The sequence below is a fragment of the Pararhizobium qamdonense genome, assembly GCF_029277445.1.
Lineage (GTDB): Bacteria > Pseudomonadota > Alphaproteobacteria > Rhizobiales > Rhizobiaceae > Pararhizobium > Pararhizobium qamdonense.
The window spans coordinates 503,738-524,075 of record NZ_CP119566.1 but is presented as its reverse complement, the minus strand read 5'-3'; the positions used below and the strand labels follow the sequence as shown (position 1 = coordinate 524,075).

General features: G+C 60.5%; 10 protein-coding genes. 4 read left to right on the top strand and 6 right to left on the bottom strand.

Features of this window, described 5'->3' with window-relative positions; genetic code table 11:
- Positions 1 to 17 precede the first annotated feature (17 nt).
- The 3 genes from PYR65_RS02530 (at position 18) to PYR65_RS02520 (ending at position 2,550) form a co-directional block, all read left to right on the top strand.
- Positions 18 to 791 carry an amino acid ABC transporter substrate-binding protein gene (locus tag PYR65_RS02530; protein ID WP_276119783.1) on the top strand — a complete coding sequence of 258 codons (774 nt, stop codon included), beginning with the start codon at positions 18 to 20 and terminating at the stop codon, positions 789 to 791.
- Between the two features lie 320 nt (positions 792 to 1,111).
- Positions 1,112 to 1,792, top strand: coding sequence for an ABC transporter permease subunit (locus tag PYR65_RS02525; RefSeq protein WP_060638523.1), 681 nt, complete (start codon positions 1,112 to 1,114; stop codon positions 1,790 to 1,792).
- Positions 1,789 to 2,550, top strand: a complete 762-nt coding sequence (locus PYR65_RS02520; RefSeq protein ID WP_276119782.1) for an amino acid ABC transporter ATP-binding protein — start codon at positions 1,789 to 1,791, stop codon at positions 2,548 to 2,550. Before PYR65_RS02525 ends, PYR65_RS02520 begins: the two co-directional genes overlap by 4 nt.
- 49 nt (positions 2,551 to 2,599) lie before the next feature.
- On the opposite strand, the gene pyc is transcribed toward PYR65_RS02520, so the two are convergent.
- Positions 2,600 to 6,058 carry a pyruvate carboxylase gene (pyc, locus tag PYR65_RS02515; RefSeq protein WP_276119781.1) on the bottom strand — a complete coding sequence of 1,153 codons (3,459 nt, stop codon included), beginning with the start codon at positions 6,056 to 6,058 and terminating at the stop codon, positions 2,600 to 2,602.
- Positions 6,059 to 6,172: 114 nt separating this feature from the next.
- Entirely contained in the window at positions 6,173 to 6,913 is a 741-nt protein-coding gene (locus PYR65_RS02510) for a LuxR family transcriptional regulator (RefSeq protein ID WP_060638526.1), read from the bottom strand.
- Between the two features lie 458 nt (positions 6,914 to 7,371).
- Here PYR65_RS02510 and PYR65_RS02505 point away from each other — a divergent pair, with 458 nt between their 5' ends.
- Positions 7,372 to 9,129 (top strand): glucan ABC transporter ATP-binding protein/ permease, encoded by a 1,758-nt coding sequence (locus tag PYR65_RS02505; protein WP_060638527.1) that lies wholly within the window; start codon positions 7,372 to 7,374, stop codon positions 9,127 to 9,129.
- Positions 9,130 to 9,179: 50 nt separating this feature from the next.
- On the opposite strand, the gene PYR65_RS02500 is transcribed toward PYR65_RS02505, so the two are convergent.
- The 4 genes from PYR65_RS02500 to PYR65_RS02485 form a co-directional block, all read right to left on the bottom strand.
- On the bottom strand, positions 9,180 to 10,343 hold the full coding sequence (locus PYR65_RS02500) for an OpgC family protein (RefSeq protein WP_276119780.1): 1,164 nt from the start codon (positions 10,341 to 10,343) through the stop codon (positions 9,180 to 9,182).
- 130 nt (positions 10,344 to 10,473) lie between these two features.
- Positions 10,474 to 18,963 carry a GH36-type glycosyl hydrolase domain-containing protein gene (locus PYR65_RS02495; protein WP_276119779.1) on the bottom strand — a complete coding sequence of 2,830 codons (8,490 nt, stop codon included), beginning with the start codon at positions 18,961 to 18,963 and terminating at the stop codon, positions 10,474 to 10,476.
- A 95-nt stretch (positions 18,964 to 19,058) separates the two neighbouring features.
- Positions 19,059 to 19,352, bottom strand: coding sequence for a hypothetical protein (locus tag PYR65_RS02490; RefSeq protein WP_276119778.1), 294 nt, complete (start codon positions 19,350 to 19,352; stop codon positions 19,059 to 19,061).
- A gap of 73 nt (positions 19,353 to 19,425) precedes the next feature.
- Positions 19,426 to 20,319: a LysR family transcriptional regulator gene (locus tag PYR65_RS02485; protein ID WP_060638530.1), complete on the bottom strand. Its 894-nt coding sequence runs from the start codon at positions 20,317 to 20,319 to the stop codon at positions 19,426 to 19,428.
- Positions 20,320 to 20,338 lie beyond the last annotated feature (19 nt).

Sequence of the window (20,338 nt, the reverse complement as noted above, 5' to 3'; positions counted from 1 at the left end):
AAAGATGGAAAAATAAAATGAAATGGGTTCCCACACTTCTCGCCGCTGCCGCCTTTGCCCAGCTGGTTTCCGGATCTGCTTTTGCCGGTGAAAACCTGGAAGCCGTCAAATCGGCCGGCGCGCTGAAGATCGGCACGGAAGGCACCTATGCCCCGTTCACCTATCATGACGAAAGCGGCAAGCTCGTCGGCTTCGACGTCGAAATCGGCGAGGCCGTTGCTCAGAAGCTTGGCGTCAAGGCCGAATTCCTCGAAGGCAAATGGGATGGCCTGATCGCCGGTCTCGATGCCAACCGCTACGACGCCGTCATCAACCAGGTCGGCATTACCGAAGAGCGCAAGAAGAAGTATGACTTCTCCGAGCCCTATATCGCTTCGAAGGCCGTTCTGATCGTCAAGTCCGACAATGCCGAGATCAAGGATTTTCCGGATCTGAAGGGCAAGAACTCCGCCCAGTCGCTCACCAGCAATTTCGGCAAGCTGGCGCAGGCGTCCGGCGCTGAACTGATCGGCACCGACGGCTTCGACCAGTCGATCCAGCTGGTCCTGACGGGCCGCGCCGATGCCACCATCAATGACAGCCTGTCCTTCCTCGACTTCAAGAAGAAGAAGCCGGACGCGCCGGTCAAGATCGCCGCTGAACAGGCCAATGCCGATTATTCCGGCATCATCGTGCGCAAGGGCGAGCCGGAACTTCTCGAAGCCATCAACAAAGCGCTGACCGAGATCAAGGCCGACGGCACCTATGAGACCATCTCACAGAAATATTTCGGCGCCGACGTTTCGAAGTAATTACAGGTAACAGGCAAAGTCCCCTCCCCGAAAAAGGAGGGGACACGCACACGGCCTGCAGCGCCCTCCCTCTTCTCCCCAGCGGGGAGAAGGTGGCGCACCGCGCCGGATGAGGGGGCCACACGCCCCATATGTCCGGCCCCAGCTTGACCAAAGCCCCCTCGAAGCCGCCCGGCACATCTCTTGAGGCGGGCAAAATACGGACATCACTCCGATCCTCCCTCAGGTCATAGACGACGGCCCTGCCCTTATGCGAGGGGTATCTCTGCTTAAAAGGACGTGTATTCTGCTCACGTCATAAACCCCACGAAAGAATAGCCGTGCCCCCTTGGCTTCAACTCATGCTCGATTCGCTCTGGCCGCTCATCCGCGCCGGGCTGATCTTCACCATCCCGCTGACGCTGCTTTCTTTCACGCTCGGCCTGGCACTGGGGCTTTTGACCGCCGTCACACGGCTGTTCGCGCCCAAGCCGCTGGTCGCCATCGCGCGGTTCTACGTCTGGGTCATTCGCGGCACGCCCTTGCTTGTCCAGCTTTTCGTCATCTTCTACGGCCTGCCGAGCCTCGGTATCCTGCTCGACGCCTTCCCGGCCGCCCTCATCGGCTTCACGCTCAATATCGGCGCCTATACTTCCGAGATCATCCGGGCCGTCATCTCCTCGGTGCCGCGCGGCCAGTGGGAGGCCGCCTATTCGATCGGCATGAGCTGGAGCCAGGCCATGCGCCGCACCATCCTGCCGCAGGCCGCACGCGTCGCCGTACCGCCCTTGTCGAACACGTTCATCTCGCTGGTGAAGGACACATCACTTGCCGCCGCCATCACCGTGCCGGAGCTCTTCCAGACGGCACAACGCATCGTCGCCACCACCTATGAGCCGCTGATCCTCTATATCGAAGCGGCACTGCTCTATCTGGCGCTGAGTTCTGTTCTTTCCTCGCTGCAGGTGCGGCTGGAAAAACGCTTCGCCCGCTATGGCGGCTTCCTGGAGGCGCGCACATGATCGAGCTGACCCATATCGAAAAACGTTTCGGCGACAATGTCGTCCTGAAGGATATCAGCGTGCGGATCGCCGAAGGCACGGTGACGGCGCTGGTCGGCCCGTCCGGCGGCGGCAAAAGCACGCTTCTGCGCTGCGTTAATCTGCTGGAAATCCCGACATCGGGCACGATCAAGCTCGGCGAAGAGCAGATCACGTTCGAACCCGGCAGGAAGACCGGCTGGGACGCCATCCAGCGCCTGCGCCGCCAGACCGGCATGGTCTTCCAGAATTTCCAGCTCTTCCCGCACCAGACGGCCATCGAAAACGTCATGGAAGGACTGGTCACCGTCCTGAAGTGGCCAAAGGAAAAGGCAAAAGCCCGGGCTCAGGAACTGCTCGAAAAGGTCGGCATGTCGCACAAGGCCGACGCCTGGCCGGCAACTCTATCCGGCGGCCAGCAACAGCGCGTGGCGATTGCCCGCGCCCTTGCCCCGTCGCCCCGCGTCCTGCTCTGCGACGAACCGACCTCGGCACTCGATCCCGAACTTGCCGAGGAAGTCGTCGAGGTCCTCAACCGTCTTGCCGCCGAGGGCACGACCATGATCATGGCCACCCACGACCTGCGCCTCGCCTCCAAAGTCGCCGACCAGGTCCTCTTCCTCGACGGCGGACTGATCGTCGAGAGCGGCGCGCCCGGGAATATTTTCCAAGCCCCGGAACGCGAGCGCACGAAAAAGTTCATCTCTTCGCTGAGCGCGGGGAATAGCTACGATATCTAGGAAAATGAAAATGGCCGGGTTTCCCCGGCCATTTTCATTCGAAGCGCCCTCAAACCCCGTAGACGATCAGCAGGTCCTTGGTGTCGATCTGGTCGCCGGTCTTGACCAGGACTTCGGCGATGGTGCCGTCTTTTTCCGCGTGCAGGGCCGTTTCCATCTTCATCGCTTCGATGGAGAGCAGCACGTCGCCGGATTTGACCGTCTGGCCGGCGGATACCGAGACCGTCGAGATGACGCCGGGCATCGGGGCGCCGAGATGGGCTGCGTTGCCGAGATCCGCCTTGCGGCGGGCGGTGCTGGAGGCTGCGCGGTTGCGGTCGGGAACCTTGATCAGGCGCGGCTGGCCGTTGATCTCGAAGAACACCTTGACCATCGCCTGCTCGTCGGGCTCGCTCATCGCCTGATGCTGGACAACCAGCGAGACGCCTTTTTCCAGTTCCGGCAGCAGTTCTTCGCCGGCGGTCAGGCCGTAGAAATAGGCCGGCGTCGGCAGCACGCTGACCGGGCCGTAGGTGTCGGCGGCCAGTGCATAGTCGGTGAAGACTTTCGGGTACATCAGGTAGGAGGCAAACTCGTAATCGCTGACGGCGCGCTCCAGCTTTTCCTCGATCACCTTGCGCTCGGCGTCGAGATCGGCATCGGCAAGCAGCGAGCCTGGGCGTTCCGTATAGGCTTTCTCGCCCTTCAGCGCCTTTTCCTGAATGTCCTTCGGCCATCCGCCCGGAGGCTGGCCGAGATCACCCTTCAGCATGGAGATGACCGAGTCCGGGAAGGACACGTCCTTGGCCGGGTTTTTCACGTCGGCAACCGTCAGGTCCTGGCTGACCATCATCAGTGCCATGTCGCCGACCACCTTGGAGGATGGCGTGACCTTGACGATATCACCAAACATCTGGTTGGCATCGGCATAGGCCTGCGCCACCTGGTGCCAGCGGGTTTCAAGACCGAGTGAACGGGCCTGTTCCTTGAGATTGGTGAACTGGCCGCCCGGCATTTCATGCAGGTAGACTTCCGACGCCGGACCCTTGAGGTCGCTCTCGAAGGCGGCATACTGATTGCGCACGGCCTCCCAATAGAACGAGATGCGGCGGATCCATTCGGGATCGAGGCCGGGATCGCGCTCTGAGCCGCGCAGCGCCTCGACGATCGAACCGAGGCAGGGCTGCGAAGTGTTGCCGGAAAAGGCATCCATGGCCGCATCGACCACATCGACACCGGCATCCACCGCCGCCAGAACCGTCGCGGCGGAAATGCCCGACGTATCATGCGTGTGGAAATGGATCGGCAGATCGGTCGCTTCGCGCAGCGCCTTGAACAACACCGTGGCTGCGGCCGGCTTCAATAGCCCGGCCATATCCTTCAGCGCGATCATATGGGCGCCGGCCCGCTCCAGTTCGGCGGCAAGCGCCGTGTAATATTTCAGATCGTATTTCGGCCGGGCGGAATTGAGGATGTCGCCAGTATAGCAAATCGCCGCTTCGCAGATCTTGTTCTCTTCGGCCACCGCATCCATCGAGACGCGCATGTTGTCGACCCAGTTCAGGCAGTCGAACACGCGGAAAACATCGATGCCGCCCTTGGCCGCCTGGCGGACGAAATATTTGACGACATTGTCGGGATAGTTCTTGTAGCCGACGCCATTGGCGCCGCGCAGCAACATCTGCAGAAGCAGGTTCGGCGCATCTTCCCGCACCTTGGCGAGACGCTCCCAAGGATCCTCCGTCAGGAAGCGCATGGACACGTCGAATGTCGCGCCGCCCCAGCATTCCAGCGAAAACAGGTTGGGCAGGGCGCGAGCGTAGGTGCCGGCGATGCGGGCGATATCGTAGGTGCGCACGCGGGTGGCGAGCAGCGACTGGTGGCCGTCGCGCATGGTCGTATCGGTCAAAAGCACGCGCTTTTCATTGCGCACCCATTCGGCGAATTTCTTCGGTCCAAGCGCATCGAGCTTCTGCTTGGTGCCATCGGCAATCTCGCCCTGGAGCCGCGGAATGACCGGCTTTGCAGCATCGGCGCTCGGCTTCGGCCGGCCCTTGGCTTCCGGATGTCGATTGACGGTGACGTCCGCGAGATAGGTGAGCAGCTTGGTGGCGCGATCCTGGCGCTTGACCTGCTGGAACAGTTCCGGTGTCGTGTCGATGAACCGGGTCGTATAGGTATTATCCTTGAACTTCGGATGCGTGATGATCGCTTCGAGAAAGGTCAGGTTGGTTGCGACGCCGCGGATACGGAATTCGCGCAGCGCGCGGTCCATACGGGCGATCGTTTCCTGCGGGTTTGGCGACCAGGCCGTGACCTTGACCAGCAGCGGATCGTAATAGCGGGTGATGACGGCGCCCGGATAGGCCGTGCCGCCATCGAGGCGGATGCCGAAACCCGAGGCCGAACGATAGCCGGTGATGCGGCCATAGTCGGGGATGAAGTTCTGTTCCGGATCTTCCGTGGTGATGCGGCACTGCAGCGCGTGGCCGTTCAGGCGGATATCCTCCTGCTTGGGAACGCCGGATTCCGGCGTGCCGATGGCAAAGCCCTCAAGGATATGGATCTGCGCCTTGACGATATCGATACCAGTAACCACCTCGGTGACGGTGTGCTCGACCTGGATGCGCGGATTGACTTCGATGAAGTAGAATTTGCCCGTATCCATATCCATCAGATATTCGACCGTACCGGCGCCGACATAGTTGGTCGCCTTGGCAATGCTCGTCGAATAGCTGGCAAGCTCCTGGCGTTGCTCTTCGGTGAGATACGGTGCCGGCGCGCGCTCGACGACCTTCTGGTTGCGGCGCTGGACTGAACAGTCGCGCTCGAACAGGTGCACGACATTGCCATGGGTATCGCCGAGAACCTGGCTTTCGACGTGGCGGGCACGCTCGACCAGTTTTTCGAGGTAAACCTCGTCCTTGCCGAAGGCGGCCATCGCCTCGCGCTTGGCTTCCGTCACCTCGCGCGCCAGATCCTTCGGATCGCGGATCGCCCGCATGCCGCGGCCGCCGCCGCCCCATGAGGCCTTGAGCATGACGGGATAGCCGATCTCCTCGGCCCTCTTGGCAACCTCGGCCGCATCATCCGGCAAGGGCTCCGTTGCCGGAACGACCGGCACGCCGATTTCGATGGCGAGATTGCGGGCGGCCACCTTATTGCCGAGACGGCGCATCGTATCGCCGGTCGGGCCAATGAAGATGATGCCGGCCGCCTTGCACGCATCGACGAATTCCGGGCTTTCGGACAAAAGCCCGTAACCCGGATGAATGGCGTCGGCGCCTGACAATTTGGCGACCCGGATGATTTCCTCGATCGACAGGTAGCTTTCGATCGGCCCGAGATCGCGGGCCAGATGCGGCCCGCGTCCAACCTGATAGCTCTCGTCCGCCTTGAACCGGTGGAGCGCCAGCTTGTCCTCCTCCGCCCATATCGCAACCGTTTTTATTCCCAGTTCGTTTGCAGCGCGAAAGACGCGAATGGCAATTTCAGAACGGTTGGCGACAAGGATTTTCGAGATGGGCAAGTCGGACTCCTCAAGACTTGAAACACGGTAATGCTGCACCGCGAAAAGAATTATTAGCGTTTCGTGAGGTGAAGTTCAATTTCAGATTGGCGGTGCAGACCGATTCATTTTCGGTCAGGAAATCAACCCCAGCCGGAACGAAAGGGCCACGGCGTGATGGCGGTTTTTCGCCTTCAGCTTGTCCTGGATACCGTTCATGTACCAATCGACCGTGTGGGTGGAGATGTCGAGGATCTTGCTGATCTCGTTGGAGGTCATGCCATCGGCCAGATAGTGCAGCGCTTCCATCTCGCGGCGGGTCATCTGTACATCGACATTGGAGACCATGGCGGCAAGGACCGAAGGATCGGTAAGCTCCAGGAGGCGCCAGAATATCTTCTTGGCAATCGCGTCGAACAGGCTCATTTCGACCGGGCTGAGATCGACCACCCGGCCGCCCAATGTCATATTGCCGAGCAGGCCCCGGCGTCCGTGAACCGGAAAGATATAGCCGTCGTGAAGGCCATGGCCGCGCGCATCCACCATCATGCGCTCCATGCGCTTGCGGTGTGGATCGGAGCGGAAGGCCACCAGCGTATCGCGCCAGCGAAAGCCGCGCTGCGCGTGGCCGAGATAGCGGATGGTCGGATCGATGATGACGTATTTCTTCTTGATATAGATCTGCGGCCAACCCTCCGGCCAGCGGCCGGCGAGCAGCAGGCTCAACGGATTTTCATCAGGCTTGGGCTGGCGGACAATGCCATAGAAGTCAAAACCATAGTGATCCAGAAGCCGCTCGAACTCCTGAACAATTTCGTCCCTGCTTTTCATCTCGTCTATCAGTGCCAAAAATTGCACCAGCAAGGTGATATTCATAAATGCCCTTCCAAAAGATTTTTCAATCTCCGACCGATCCGCTGCTCCGCAACATGAATATGCCGTTCAGCACCCATTCATGTTGCAAACGCGATAATCCCTGCATCAGTCAAGAGACCACCTAACACTGCATCATCAACGAACTTCAAGGCGCAAAAAATAGCAAGCTATGAATGATCAACTCCATGTGTCTGTAATTTTCAGTTGCGGCACCGGTTTATCATAATCAAGTTTGCGCGGCGAAGTGAAAAGATGATTTCCGGTGCGGTTGGTTGAAGAGAATGACGACGGAAGGAAGACGGCGTTCAGTTTTGGAATTTTCGTTCCATCTGCCCAAGATGAGAGAATGAATACTTCCGAGAACCGGCCTTTTCTTCCCGGAAACTATTTCCCGCGATGCAAATGCTCAGTTGCTTTTTCATTGCACCGCAAACCAACTGCCCAAGAGGGATAAGACAGTGTCATTGTTCCAGGTCTATGCAAGAGCGCTTCAGTATCTTGCCGTCCACAAGCTCCGTGTATCGGCCATCGTTGTCGCCAATATCGTTCTGGCGGTCATCACGATTGCCGAGCCCATTCTATTCGGTCGCATCATCGACGCGATCACCTCCAAACAGACGGTTACGCCCATGCTGTTGATGTGGGCAGCGCTTGGCGTTTTCAACACGATCGCTTTCGTCCTGGTCGCCCGCGAGGCAGACCGGCTGGCCCATACCCGCCGCTCGACGCTGATCACCGAGGCTTTCGGCCGCATCATCTCGATGCCCCTGTCCTGGCACACACAGCGCGGCACATCCAACGCGCTGCATACCCTGCTGCGCGCCTGCGAAACGCTGTTCGGCCTCTGGCTCGAATTCATGCGCCAGCACCTGGCGACTGCGGTTGCGCTGACGCTTCTGGTTCCCACGGCTTTTGCCATGGACGTTCGCCTGTCGCTCGTGCTCGTCGTCCTCGGCGTGCTCTATGTGGTCGTCGGCAAGTTCGTCATGACCCGCACCAAGGAAGGTCAGGCTTCGGTTGAGGACCATTATCACACGGTCTTCTCGCATGTCTCCGATTCGATCAGCAACGTATCGGTTGTCCATAGCTACAACCGGATCGAGGCTGAAACCCGCGAATTGAAGAATTTCACCCAGAAGCTGATCTCCGCCCAGTTGCCGGTCCTCGACTGGTGGGCGCTGGCCAGCGCGCTGAACCGCATGGCCTCGACCATTTCGATGATGGCCATCCTCGTCATCGGCACCTTCCTGGTGCAGAAGGGTGAGCTCGGCATCGGTGACGTCATTGCCTTCATCGGCTTTGCCGGCCTGCTGATTGGCCGCCTCGACCAGATGAAAGCCTTCGTGACGCAGATTTTCGAAGCCCGTGCCAAGCTGGAAGACTTCTTCGTGCTGGAAGACTCGGTGCGTGAACGTGAAGAGCCTGCCGATGCCGGCGAGTTGAACAATGTCCGTGGCGAAGTCGAATTCCGCGACATTTCCTTCAACTTCGCCAATTCGACCGAAGGCATGCGCAATGTGTCGTTCACGGCAAAGGCCGGTCAGACGATCGCCATCGTTGGCCCGACCGGTGCCGGCAAGACGACGCTGGTCAATCTCCTGCAGCGTGTGCATGAGCCGGCCGGTGGCCAGATCCTTGTCGATGGCGTCGATATCTCGACCGTCACCCGCAAGTCGCTGCGCCGCTCGATCGCCACGGTGTTCCAGGATGCCGGCCTGCTCAACCGTTCGATCAGCGAAAACATTCGCCTCGGCCGGGAAGACGCCTCGCTGGACGACGTCATGGCCGCTGCGCAGGCTGCCGCCGCAGACGACTTCATCGAGGGCCGTCAGGATGGCTACGAAACCCGCGTCGGCGAACGTGGCAACCGGTTGTCCGGTGGCGAACGCCAGCGTATCGCCATTGCCCGGGCGATCCTGAAGAATGCACCGATCCTCGTGCTCGACGAAGCGACCAGCGCGCTTGACGTCGAAACCGAGAACCGCGTCAAGGCTGCGATCGACAACCTGCGCAAGGATCGCACCACCTTTATCATCGCCCATCGCCTGTCGACGGTGCGCGAAGCCGATCTGGTGATCTTCATGGATCACGGCCGGATCGTCGAGATGGGTGGCTTCCACGAACTGAGCCAGAGCAATGGCCGGTTTGCATCCCTGCTGCGGGCAAGCGGCATCCTGACGGACGACGACGTCCGCAAGAGCCACGCCGCCGCCTGATCATCAGGTCAAGATCCAAACAGTGAGAAGGCCCCACACCGGGGCCTTTTTCATGCCTTGGCGGCCGCAGGGCGCGACAGGCCACCGAGCCAGTCGAGATAGCGGGCATAGGCAAAGTGCAGCCCGATACCGGCCAGCACGAACAGCGAGCCCCAGAGCGGGTCGCGTCCCGTCACGAACAGCAGTACCTGACCAACCATGGCAAGGATGGTTCCGAAGATGAAGACCGGCAGGGAATGCCGGCCGATCAGAACAAGCGGATGATCGATCCGAAGCCGCGAGATGCGGCTGAACACCGGAAACACTGCCACCAGATAGCCAAGCGCCAGAACATGCAGCAGCCGCGTCAGCGACAGAAACGTTTTGTCGAACCCTGTCAGCACAGCCGGCAGGCCATAGGAAAAATCGATGTTCCACCAGGACAGCAGCACCCAGAAGAAGGATAGCGTCACATAGCTGGCTGATATTGCCACTAGAACCCGATTGCGCACCATCGGCTTTCCGGCGCGCGCGCGCATCATGCAGATCATCCCGATGGTGAACAGGAACTGCCAAGACCAGGGATTGAGGAACCAGTAGCCTTCATCGAGAAAATTGATCGGCACGATCGTGAAGATCCCGGCCGCCAGCCACAGGCCGGCCGATGCCATGAACAGCAGGAACGGACTGCGCCCGTACAGCCACAGCATGCCCGGCAGAAGCAGGAAGACGACAGCATACATGGACAGGATATTGTTATAGCCGAGCTGATGGCCGAGCAGCACCATGGCGACAAAACCCTGCTCTGTGTGATCGACGAGAGGGCGGATATTGATCTCGCTGATCAGGTCCTGACGGCCGAAATAGAGCGCACCGCCGGCAAAGATCGCCAGCGTGATGATGCTGGTCATGATATGCGCGATATAGAGCGTAAACGCGCGCCGCCAGATTTTCAGGCTGAGCGCAAGCCGGTTGCCGATCGTGAATTTGCGCCCGTAGGCAAGCCCTGCCGAAAGGCCGGAGATCAGCACGAAGGCCTCCGCCGAATCCGAGAAGCCGAAATTCTTGGTCGTTAGATATTCGAGATATTGCCCCGGCACATGATTGATAAAAATGGTCAGCAGGCAGAGCGCCCGGAAGACATCGAGGCGGGTATCGCGCTGTGCGGGTACGGTCTGGGTTTCGCCCACCTGGCCATGACCGGCAGGCGGCTCGAATTGCAGTTTTTGAAGCATTCAGAATGGTCTCGTCCGAGTTCAGTGCCCCTGCCCCCATTGACGCAACTTTGATGCAGGTGATCAAAACAAAACCGGCTTTGCGCCGTCTGGAGCAAAGCCGGTTTCAATTCTCATCTTCGACCGGCAGCTACAACAAAACGCCTTCATGCGCGTTTTTTGTGACAGTATTATTGACGCTGACGACTGGTTCACCGTTTTCCGCATTTTTCGTCACGGAAATCACATGCGGCTTGCCGTCGATGGTCAGGGTGGCGGTGAAACCATTCCAGTCGTTCGGCAGGACGGGCTGGACGATCAGCTTGTCTCCCTGACGGCGGATGCCGAGAATGCCTTCGACTGCGGCACGGTAGAGCCAGGCCGCCGACCCCGTATACCAGGTCCAGCCGCCACGCCCTGTCAGGGTGCCGTCGCCATAGATGTCGGCCGCAACCACATAGGGCTCGACCCTATAATGATCCGCACTGTCGCGATCCTTGGAATGATTGACCGGATTGAGCATCTCGAAGGCACGCCAGGCGTCTTCGGTCCGGTTTTGTGCCGCCAGCGCCAGCACCACCCAGGTTGCGGCATGGGTATACTGGCCGCCGTTTTCGCGAACGCCGGGCGGATAGGCCTTGATATAGCCGGGGTCCTGCTCAGTTCCCGAGAGCGGCGGGGTGAACAGGCGGATGATCTGATGATCGCCGTCGGCCAGTTCCGCCAGCACGGCATCCATGGCCTGCGCCGAGCGGGCCGCATCCCCTTCGCCGGACAGCACGCTCCAGGACTGGGCGATGGAATCGATCCGGCACTCGCTGCTTTCGGCAGACCCGAGCGGCGTGCCGTCGTCATAGTAGCCGCGGCGATAGTGATTGCCGTCCCAGCCGGCCGTCTCCAGAGCCTTCTTGAGGCTTTCCAGATGTGCCTCCCAGGCGGAAACCCGCTTGGTATCGCCACGCTCGCGCGCAATGATCAGGAAGGAGCGCAGCGTGGAGGCAAGGAACCAGCCAAGCCAGACGCTGGTTCCGCGGCCTTCGATGCCGACACGGTTCATGCCGTCGTTCCAGTCGCCGCCGAGGATCAGCGGCAGGCCGTTTTCGCCCTTGCGGGCAATGGCAAGGTCAAGCGCGATGGCGCAGTGCTCGTAGAGGCTGGCACGCCGGTCTGACACAGTCGGCTGATAGAAGCTGTCGTGCTGGCCGGGTTCAAGAGCTGCCCCTTCGATGAAGGCAATCTGCTCGTCGAGAATGTCCTTGTTGCCGGTGACCGAGCAATAGTGCTGCACGGCATGGCCGAGCCAGACGACATCGTCGGAGATCAGCGTGCGCACGCCGGCACCGGTATTCGGCAGCCACCAATGCAGCACGTCACCCTCCGCAAACTGCCGTGCGGCGGCGTTGAGGATCTGCGACCGGGCAAGCTCCGGACGGTGCACGATAAACGCGAGCGTATCCTGCAACTGATCACGGAAGCCGAAGGCGCCGCTGGCCTGGTAGAACGCAGAGCGCGCCAGGATGCGGCACCCAAGGCTCTGATAGGGGAGCCAAGCATTGACCATGTTGTCGAATGCCTTGTCGGGCGTTTCGATCTGCAGCACGCTGGTAAAGTCCTGCCAGTAGCTGTTGGACGTTTCGAGGACCGCGTCGAACGTGCTCTTGCGCGCTTCGGCCAGATGCTCCAGTGCCTGTACGGCATTGCCGGAATCGCCGATATAGAATGTCAATTCACGGGCAGCACCCGCCTCCAGCGTCAGATCGACCGAGATCGCGGCACAGGGATCGCCATCGGCCTCGACCGCACCCAACAGGGTACCCCCATCGACCACAGCCTGCGGGGCATAGATGCTGCCCCCCTGGCCGAGGAATTCACGGCGGCTGGATGTGAACCCGGACGGCAATTCGCTGGCCGCGATGAAGGCGGTACGGCCGGAATAGTCGATGCTGTAAGGATTGGTTGCCAGAACCGCACCGCTTACTGCGTCCTGATGCGACAGGATGAAGGGCGCGGTCTTTGTCCGGTTGTTACCGAGCACCCATTCCGCATAGCCATAGACCTTCAGGCGGCGTGCTCCACCAGTGGTATTGGTGACGCGCAGCCGCAGATACTTGACGGGCGCCGTGCGATGCACCGTCTGCCCGACCTCGATCTCAAGGCCATCCTGGGTGCTCTGGAAAACCGAATAGCCAAGGCCATGCCGCGTTTCGAACTGAACCGACTTGCGGCGCGACAGCGCAGCAAAGGGCGACAGGACGGCACCGCTGTCCATGTCGCGGATGAAGATCGCTTCTCCCGGACGGTTGATGACCGGATCGTTGGTCCAGGGCGTCAGCTGATAGTCGCGCGAATTGCGGCTCCAGGTGAACGCTGCGCCTTCGGCGGCAACGTGGAAGCCGAACGACTCGTTCGAAATCACGTTGATCCATGGCTGCGGCGTGGCTTCGCCGCCACGCAGCCGGGTCACATATTCCCGGCCGTCGGCGGAAAAACCACCATAGCCGTTCCAGAAATCCAGCCCATCGCCGGTGATCTCGACAGGTCCGGCGCCGCCACTCTCCGGAATAATGGCCAGCAGCGGTGCTGCGGGCACGTCTTCCTTGGGCAGAGGCTTGGCCAGCAGATTTTCGGCGCGCGAAATCTGGTCCGAGATCTTGCCGTTGCGGGCATGGAACACGGCACGCGAGGCAGAGAGCAGCGCCGACCAGGTCTGCGGCTCCATGATATCACGGCGAACCGCAAAGATATGCTGGCGCGGACCGTCGGACAGGCCGCGCAGGCGCAGGTTTTCAGCCATCGCATCGAGCGTTTGCTGCATGTCCTGTGCATAGGACGATGCACGCTCGTTGATGATCACCAGATCGGCGGTGACGCCGCGCGAGCGCAGATATTCCTGCGCCTTCAAGGCTTCGCGAGCGATCCCCAGATCAATATCGTCATTGATGCGGACGGCAAAGATCGGGAAATCGCCGGAGATCGACAGCGGCCAAAGTGCCGATTGCGGCGCAAGACCGGCCTGCACGGTGGCGGTATCCGCACGCAGCTGCATGTCGGGATAGACCAGGTAGCGGCCAAGCATCTGGAAGCTTGCGGCTTCCTGAGAGGTGACGCCGACATGACGCATCTGTACCTGCGAGCGGGTCCAGGCGTGGATAAGCTCATGGTTAAAGCTGTCGGGGTGACGATAGCGATCGACCGCCTTGTCGATATCCTGGCGGTTTGGCGCAGCGATGGTCCAGAAAATCACGCTGACCTTCTTGCCTGCCGGTACGCGCACGACGCGGCGCAGCGAAACGATCGGATCAAGCGTATAGCCATCCGCGCCGGAAAGCTTCGCATCCGTGTCGAAAGCCTGCGCTTCGGCAAGCGTGCGTCCAGCACCGATGAAGCGGCGCCGGTCGGTTTCGGCCTCGGTGTGGCGGGTGCTGGCGGCATTGTCGACGATCAGATGCGCAACCTGCATATCCGGCTCGCTCGGGCTGCGCTTGTTGCGCGTGACGCGGATAACGTCACCCTTCGGATCGACTTCCGTTTTCAGGAACATCTTGGCAAACAGCGGATGGGCGCTGTCGGTATCGTCCGTGGTCAGGACCGGCTCGGCATAGGACGTCACCTCGATGAAGCGGTCCTCGGTACCGGTATTGAGCAGGATCACCCGGCGGCCTTCGGCATCGTGCTCGGTGGCGACGATACATTCGACTTCACTGGTGAGATCGCCGACCGTCTTGATGAACTCGGCCTTGTCGTCGCCGAAGCGGGCAGTGGTCTTTTCACCTTCGGCGCGGCGCGGTTCCGCCGTTGCCGACCACCAGTCACCGGTGGTCGTGTCGCGCAGGAAGATGAACGTGCCGGAACGGTCCTCGGTCGGATCGGCTTTCCAGCGGGCAACGGTCTGGCCGTTCCAGCGGGAATAGCCCGAACCGGTCGCCGTCAGCATCACGGCGTAATGACCGTTCGACAGGAACACCGTCTCGCGATCCTTGGCCAGCGGATTGGTGATCACGCGGACTTCGGGACGCAGCAGGTCTTCCTGCCCCTTGCCCAGCGATTCCGGTTCCTTTTTGGTGTTGATGATCGGAATATCGCGCGGCGCCTTTTCCTGCAAAAGCAGTTCGGCGGCCTCGATGACCGGATCGGCGTGGAACCACTCGCGCAGGCGTCCATTGAAGACGACGTTGGCGACGGCTGCAATCGACATGCCGTGATGGTGGGCATAGTAGTTGCGCACCACGGCACAGGTCTTGCCTTCCGGCACGCGCGTCGGCGTGAAATCAACCGCATCGTGGAAGCCGTAGACGCCAAGCGCACCAAGACCGCGCAGACGCTCCAGATTGGCGATAGCCGCCTTCGGATCGTACATGCTGGCAAGGATCGATGCGTAGGGAGCAATGACGGCGTTCTGGCCGAGACCACGTTTCAAGCCCAGAGTCGGCACGCCGAAATTGGTATACTGATAGGTCAATTCATGGTCGCGGGCATTGAAGGCCGCTTCCGAAATGCCCCATGGCGTGCCGAGACGGCGGCCATGGTTCATCTGCTCCTGAACGATCAGGTTGTTGGTCTGGTTGAGAATGCCGCCCTGGCGCTCCTGCATGACCAGCGGTGGCATCAGATATTCGAACATCGAGCCAGACCAGGAGATCAGCGCGCCGCGCGCACCAATCGGCACAATCGGACGGCCGAGCTTGTACCAGTGCTCCGTCGGCAAATCGCCCTTGGCGATGGCAAACAGGCTGGTAAGCCGGGCTTCCGACGCCAGAAGGTCGTAGCAGGCCTCGTCGAGTTCGTTGGAATTGACGCGGTAGCCGATCGACAGCAGACGCCGCTCCGGACGGAACAGGAAGCTGAAATCCATCGTGAACGCGATATCGCGGGCCCGGTCGCGGATGACGATCAGGCGCTGACGCAGTGCCTCGATGGCGCCGAGATCAAACACGCCGTCGGCAATATGCGCTTCGCAGGTGTTGACGAGCAGCGTTGCCCATTTCGTCACTTCGCCGCTCTGGGCGCTACGGACCTCATGGTCGAGATTGACCGTGAGCTTGTGGATATCGCGCGCCAGAACGGCCAGGTTAATCACCCGGATGGAAGCAAATTCACGCTCGCGCTTGACAGCGGCCAGCGCATTCTGGAAGCCGGTGATCCGCTCTTCCATCAGGCGGCGCAGCGGCCGGACGGTTTTACGGTCGTCGGGCAGATCCCCCAGAACCTCCGACAGGATGGAGGCGACGTCGCCGATACCGTCCAGATTGCCCTGAACATGCGCAGATGGCGCTTCGGCCCAGTCGCGGCACATGGACGATACTGCGATCAGATGGCCGGCAAGATTGCCGCTATCGACGGCGGAGACATATTTCGGCTCCATCGTTTCCAGCGTGTCGGTCTTGTACCAGTTGAACAGATGTCCGCGGAATTTCGGCATGCGATCGACAGTGGCGACCGTTTCCTCCAGCCGGCGGATGGTTTCCTCAAAGCCGATCCAGCCGAAGTCACGGGCGGACATGACCGAGAGCAGATAGACGCCGATATTCGTCGGCGACGTGCGCTCGGCAAGGATCGGATGCGGGATTTCCTGGAAATTGTCCGGCGGCAGGAAATGCTGCTCGGCGGTGACGAATTGCTCGAAATAGAGCCAGGTGCGGCGCGCGATCTTGCGCAGTTCCTCGACGACATCGTCGGGAACCACCAGCTGATCTTCCGTCTCAGCCGACTGGCTGACGAACCAGGCAATCGCCGGCGACAAGGCCCAGAGCAGCGCAAACGGGATGCCGATGAAGGGAAGGCCGGTATTGGAAATAGCAGCGAGCAGCAGCGAGATGACCGAAAGGACGGGGGCGATCCACATCGAACGGTAATAATCGAGGATGGTGCCGCCCGACGCGCTCTGAACCTGCGCGGCCGTGCGCCATTCCAGCATCAGCTTGCCGCTGACGAAGGTCCGGTAGAGCGACCGCACGATGGCGTCCATCATCATCGCGGCCGAATGGGCGATGAAGACGATGCGCAAGGCGACCTGCGCATTGGCCGCCTGAATTTCTGAGAGAACGGCATGCAGATGCGCGCGGGCAACGATATCGTTGCGGCGCGGCATGATGCCGGAAATCAGCGAGAGGGTGGGCGCGACGAACAGGCTGAAGATCAGCACGAACTGCCAGACCAGGGCCTGCGTCGGCTCCATATAATACCAGCCCATGACCGAGGCGATCAGCCAGGCGCAAGGGATCAGCGAGCGGCGCAGGTTGTCGTACATCTTCCAGCGGCCGAGCATGCTGACGCCGTTGGACAGATTGAACATATAGGGCAGAAGCTGCCAGTCTCCGCGTGCCCAGCGATGCTGGCGCGACATCTCGACCTCATAGCGGATCGGGAAATCCTCGACCAGTTCGACATCGCTGACCAGCGCGCAGTGCGCCAGCGAGCCTTCGAGCAGATCGTGGCTGAGAACCGCGTTTTCCTCGATCTTGCCCTTCAGGGCAGCCTCGAAGGCATCGACGTGATAGAGACCCTTGCCGGTAAACGTGCCTTCGCCGGCAATGTCCTGATAAACGTCGGACACGGTGAAGACATAAGGGTCGATACCGCGGTTGATCGAGAAGATGCGCTGAAAGGCGGAGGCATCGCTACCGGTGGTCAAAGACGGAGTGACGCGCGGCTGAAGGATGCCGTAACCGGCCGTGACCTTTTGCGTGACGGGATCGACAACCGGACGGTTGATCGGGTGATAGAGCTTGCCGACCAGCTTGGTCACCGCATCGCGCATCAGGCGCGTGTCGGAATCGAGCGTCATGACATATTGGACATTGTCCGGCACGGTATTGGCGCCGGCCAGGAAGCTGGTATCGCTGTCGCCGCGCAGGAGCAGGTTCAACTCATGCAGCTTGCCGCGTTTGCGCTCCCAGCCCATCCAGGCGCCTTCCGCTTCATTGTAGAGGCGGCGGCGATGCAACAGGTAGAACCGGGTGCGGCCATCATGGGCGTAGCGGGCGCTGAGCGTATCGATCTCGGTCTTGGCATATTCCAGCACATCGAGATCGGTTGCGGTCTCCTCCTCCGCACTGTCGGCCCAGTCGCTGACCAAAGCGAAATAGATCTCGCCCTTTGGATTGGCGAGATAGTGGACTTCCAGATTGCGCACGAGTTCATCGACATGATCGCGCTTGGAGATCAGACAGGGGACGACGACGAGGGTTCGCGCGTCCTGCGGAATCCCCTCGAGAAACTCATATCCGACCAGCCGCGACGGCGTGACGAAGAGCGTCACCAGCGTGTTGAAGAGACCGGCCGCACCCTCCGACGCCGGAAGCGCGAACAGCAGGAGCATGATCAGCTTGGCACCCGTCGGAATTTCCATCGGGCTGACGAAAACGTAGACGGCGATCATCGCAAGGATGGTGAGAACGATATTCGGACCGGCGATGGCCAGCCAATCCAGCTTGCGGCCAAGCCGGATGATGCTCTGGAGAATGGACGGCCGGTAGCCGATCTTTTCCTCCAAAAGGCGGCGCTGCTTGCCGACGAGGAAACCGCCAACATTCGGTTCATGCGGCAGATCGAGATTGCTCGCGTCGGCCTTGACCATATCGAGCGCGATATTGGTGACTTCAAGCTCGGAACTGCCGGAGCGGCGGGCCAGCCGTTCGATCGTGTTGCGGTATTTGTTGCGCGAACCGAAATCGAGAGCGGAGTAATCGGAACCTTCACGCAAAGCTTCGTCAAGCTTGCTGACGCTTTCGAACCAGACGGCCCAGTCATTGTCATCGATTTCGCGCAGGCTGCGGATGATGTTGCTCATCGTCGCATTGCCCGACGACAGCCGGTTCTGCTCGGCGACCAAAGCTTCCTCGACATCGCTGCCGCGCTTTTCGAGCTGCTCTTCCAGCCAGGTGATGACGAAGCCGGAGGTCTGCGAACCGTCGCGCAGGCGGTAAAGCAACTGAGCGACGAAGGTATTGTCGGCACAGAGCTGTTCGGCTTCCGCCAGCACCGGTTTGAACTTGTCGGACGTGCCCAGACGGACGATCTGGTCGGCGACGTCATTGGCCTTGTTGCGCATGTTGCGCGACCGGTCGACCCGGATGGCGATGCGCCGCAGATTTTCGATCAGCACGAACCGGACGATGGACGGAAGCGCCCACAATTCGCCGATCTTGAAGGTCTCGTGCTTCTGGAAACCGGCAACCATGGCCGTCAGGCTTTCGCGCGACACCGTGCTGTGGGTATGGGCGATATAGAGCCAGGCAAGCGCCATGGAGCGCGGGATCGTCGTGCCGGCGACCGAGAGGGTGGGCAGCTGGCGATAGAACTTGCGCGGAAAATCGCGGCGCACTTCCTGGATCGATTCCTCGACCAGATAGTGATTGTCGAGCAGCCATTCGGCGGCCGGCGTGATCGAGGCACCCGCTTCGACATCGGTCGCCGTCACCTTGTAGACGCGGAAAATCTCGTCTTCATTTTCCCGATGGCGCGGCCGGAACTCGAAGGGGAAGAACCCTGGGAGAGACGAAACGCCGTCCCTGGCGAGCGCTGCACCGCATTCATGAAGCTCATCGATGGTGAAATAGGTCGAGCGGATCGAATCGTTATAATCGATCGGCTTGATCTCGGCTTCGGGCGCAGGCGTGGACGGCGTGTTACAAAGGGGCATGGGTACGGGTTCTGGATCCAAGCGGTGTTGAAGGGTCCGGTGGTCGTGCCGGATGGGCTGCTGCCCTGATTTTTCGCTCTGCGTTCCCACGGTCCCTAGCTGTCCGCTCTGCCGGAAACCATCAGGTCTCGCGCAAGCGGGAAGCCGAAAAGTTTGGCACTGCCCGGACGGGCGTTGGAAGGTGTGAAAACGACAGTCGCTTCGCTATCAAGGCTGCGTGGTGCAAGAAATGGGCATTTTTTAGCCGCAGTGCGAATATGTTGCAAGAAGCGCGGCCAAGGTTCGGGGCGAAATAGAGCGTGCCACGCCAAAGAAAGCGCAGCATACACTTTTTTCAACGCAATCAATCCCGGGAAATGGTTCGCAACTGTATCTTTGAGGATGTTCATCCAGACCGCAACGCGGTGGGATCAAAAATGTTCCGCCGTTCATACCGCATTGCAAAACGGTTCTCCGGGACGATCAACCAACCTGGCGGACGATCCACGCCCGGAAGGCCTGGCTCACCGGATTTTCCAGCTTGCCCTCCGGCACGACGAGATAATAACTGTTTTCCGTCTGCATCGGCCGGTCGAAAACGACGCGCAACCGGTCGGCCGCAATCTCTTGCTCGATCAGGTATCGTGGCAGAAGCGCAAAGCCGAGACCCACGACCGCAGCTTCGATCACCATGGAAAACTGATCGAACCGGTTGCCGCGATAGGCGGATTTCATCTCGCCGCCATTGCTCTCAAACCATTGTGCCCACATCTTCGGCCGGGTGGCGAGATGCAGCAGCGGCTTGTGCTCCAGTTCTCCCGGCTCCTGCATCGGATTGAGCGCCAGGAGTGCCGGGCTTGCGACGGGCACGATGATCTCGCTGCACAGATAGCTGCATGTGGCATGCGCCCAGACGGGCTGGCCGTAATGAATGGCGAGATCGAAGTTCTGCTCTTCAAAATCGAAAGGCTGCGACCGCGAGGCGATGTTGATCACCGTTCCCGGATGCTGGCTCAGAAAGTCTGGCAGGCGCGGCGTCAGCCAGCGGCTGCCGAAGGTCGGCAGCGATGCGACGGACAGGGTGGATTCCGAGCGGGCGGACGCCATGGCACGCACCATCAGCTCTTCCGACTGGGTCAAAAGCCGGCGCACCTCGGGCAGGAATTTCTGACCCGCATCGGATAAAATGACGCGCTGGCGGATGCGTTCGAACAGGAGAACGCCGATCTGGCTTTCGAGATCCTTGATTTGGCGGCTGACGGCGCTCTGGGTCAGGTTCAGTTCGGCGGCCGCCTGCGTGAAGCTGCCATGACGCGCGGCACATTCGAATGCCTGCAGCGTGGTGACGTCGGGGACCAGTCTTCTGCTCAACTTCATTCCAGCCTCGCATGATCAT